The sequence below is a fragment of the Mitsuaria sp. TWR114 genome, from assembly GCF_007997345.1.
On the sequence record NZ_VOSR01000778.1, the window covers coordinates 1 to 2,635 of the forward strand.

Genomic DNA, 2,635 nt, shown 5'->3' on the forward strand with positions numbered 1-2,635 from the left:
GCGCGCTGCCACCATTGCGCCGCGGGCTCCGCGAGCAGCGCCACGCTCAGCACGCTGCAGCCCACCACGGTCGTCACCAGCATCGCGGCGCTCACCGATTCGGGCATGCCATGGTGCCGCATCGTCCGCACGGCCGGCGCCAGCACGAAGGTGAGGATCAAGGCCACCAGGACCGGCAGCACGATGGCGCTCGCTTCCTTCAACAGGAAGACCAGCGCGATCAAGAGGAGGCCCCGCGTCGCCCAGCGGCGCATCGTGGTCGGGGGCAGGGTGGCGGCTCGCAAGATGTAAGGATGACGGAGGGACGGGGCTGTCGGACGCTCGAAGCAAGCCCCGGGCCAGCCGTCGTGCCGCTCGCGTCCACGACCCGAGGGCACGCGGGACCCGGGCACGGTACGGGTGGTTACCCGCCCACGGGACCGGAATGGCGCGCTAGCGAGCAGGCACGACCACGCCGGCCATCGGTAAACGGTGCCGAAAGCCTTGCTCGATCGAGCCGGTGAAAGAGGGCCCGCGACCTTGCGGGACGCCGCGGACCGGCGCGCGAGCGATGAATCCGAGATCGCCGTTGCGTCCGGCCAATTCGCCGGCAGGCCCCGTGCCCAGTGGGTTTGCGGCGTTCGGGCAGGCACGCCGGATGACGCCGGCTCCGCGATGTGAAACCGTCGCGGCGAGGTGGCATGTCCTTGCGCAGAAGGACCATCAGGCCGGTTCGCCGGCACTGCCTGCAACCCGTTCCCGTCCTCCGTGGCGGGGACCTCCGGAACCGGTTGCGGGTAGTTTCATCCTCTACCGGACAGGAGTCTCACAAGTGGGAGCAATGGAACTCAGGCACGAGCACAAGCAGTCGCAGACACTGTCGCCTCGCCTCCAGCATGCCGTGCGGCTGCTGCAGATGTCCTCGCTGGATTTCTCCACCATGGTCACCGACATGCTGGGGCGCAATCCTTTCCTCGAAGTCACCGAGGGCTCGGATGAAGCCCTGCCGCTGGACGCCGACGTGCCGGTGGCGCCGTCGCCGGTGATGGCCGAAACCCCGGAGCCGCTGCCGGACGATCGCGAGATCTGGCGCGCGGAGAGCTCCGGCTCGATGCGCCGCGCCGAAGACGGCGAACTCAGCGCGCTCGAGATGACCGCCGCGCAGACCTGCCTGCGCGAGCACCTGCGCAGCCAGCTCAACGTGCTGCGGCTGTCGCCGCGCGACCTGGTGCTGGCCACCATCGTGGCCGAATCGGTCGACGACGACGGCTACCTGCGCAGCTCGCTGGAGGAGCTGGCCGCGGTGGCCCAGATGCAACCGCCGGTGGCGCTGGAAGAGATGCAGATCGCGCTCAAGCGCGTGCAGGCGCTGGACCCGCTGGGCGTGGGCGCGCGCAGCGTCGCGGAATGCCTGCTGCTGCAGCTGCCCAAGATCGAGGACGCCCGCAGCCGCCGGCTGGCCGAGCGCATCATCACCCAGCACCTGAACCTGCTGGCCTCGCGCGACATTCCGGCGCTGGCGCAGTTGCTGGATGTCAGCGTGGCGGAAGCGGAGGCGGTCTGCCTGAAGCTGCGCCGCTTCGATCCTCGGCCGGGCTGGCGCTACGAGACGACGCAGGCCGCCTACATCGTGCCGGACGTCCTGACGACCAAGGTGCGCGGCCAGTGGCGGGTGCAGCTCAATCCGGCGGTCATTCCCAAGGTGCGGATGAACCAGGTCTATGCGGAGCTGTTCCAGCGTCATCGCCAGCAGGGCCATGCCGAGATGGCCAACCACCTGCAGGAGGCGCGCTGGACGATGCGCAACATCGAGCAGCGCTTCTCGACCATCCTGGACGTGGCCAGCGCGATCGTGCGCCGGCAGCGCCACTTCCTCGAGTTCGGCGCGATGGCGATGAAGCCGCTGGGGCTCAAGGAGATCGCCGACGAGGTCGGCATCCATGAATCGACCGTCTCGCGGGTGACCAACAACAAGTACCTGGCGACGCCCACCGGCGTGTACGAGCTCAAGTACTTCTTCTCCCGCGCGATCGTGAGCAGCAACGGCAGCGCCTGCTCCGGCACGGCGATCCGCGGGCTGATCAAGGACATCATCGAGGCCGAGCGGCCCGAGAACCCGCTGTCCGACGCCGAGATCACGCGCCAGCTGGCCCGCCAGGGCCTGGTGGTGGCGCGGCGCACGGTGACCAAGTACCGCCAGATGCTGCGCATCGACGCCGTTGAGCGGCGCCGCCAGCACAGCTGACGACCGACGATCAATCCCGAGGCGCGATGGAGACAAGGACAGGGCCCGAAGAGGCCCTGTTTTCATTGGCGCATGGCGTGGGGGCGCGCGGTGCGCCGTGGAAGCGCGGGGCGGTGGTCAGCCGCCGCCGCGGCGCGTCGGGCCGGAGGGCGCCGGTCCGGGGACCAGCCGGTCGCGGCGCTCGGCATCCAGGCCGGGCGTGGTGCGCAGGTCGGTGTCGACCTGTCCCTGCTTGAGGTCGTCGCCCGCCTGGCCCATGACTTCGCGCTGGCGCTCGCCCGCGGCGCCGGTGCCGTGGCTGCCGGTCGAGTCGCCGCGCACGCTCTGGTCGCGTTCGTGCGGCAGCTGCATATCCTCCTGGTGCTGTGGCTGCGCGTCGGGCGCCTGCGTGCCCGGCGCGACCGGCGCCTG

General features: G+C 70.2%; 2 protein-coding genes and 1 pseudogene. 1 reads left to right on the plus strand and 2 read right to left on the minus strand.

Annotation, left to right across the window (positions count from 1 at the left end; all coding sequences use genetic code 11):
• Nucleotides 1-254 (minus strand): annotated as a pseudogene (locus FUT87_RS24025) (AI-2E family transporter); the annotation flags it as partial.
• Between the two features lie 566 nt (nt 255-820).
• Here FUT87_RS24025 and rpoN point away from each other — a divergent pair.
• Nucleotides 821-2,224, plus strand: coding sequence for an RNA polymerase factor sigma-54 (gene rpoN / locus FUT87_RS24030; protein ID WP_221210973.1), 1,404 nt, complete (start codon nt 821-823; stop codon nt 2,222-2,224).
• A 117-nt stretch (nt 2,225-2,341) separates the two neighbouring features.
• Here the strand turns inward: rpoN and FUT87_RS24035 are convergent.
• Nucleotides 2,342-2,635, minus strand: a 294-nt coding sequence (locus FUT87_RS24035; protein ID WP_222617263.1) for a hypothetical protein, incomplete at its 5' end; no start/stop codon positions are given.

Excerpts from the sequence above, each read along its gene's own strand:
- rpoN (WP_221210973.1), top strand. The coding sequence starts at position 821 with ATGGAACTCAGGCACGAGCACAAGCAGTCGCAGACACTGTCGCCTCGC.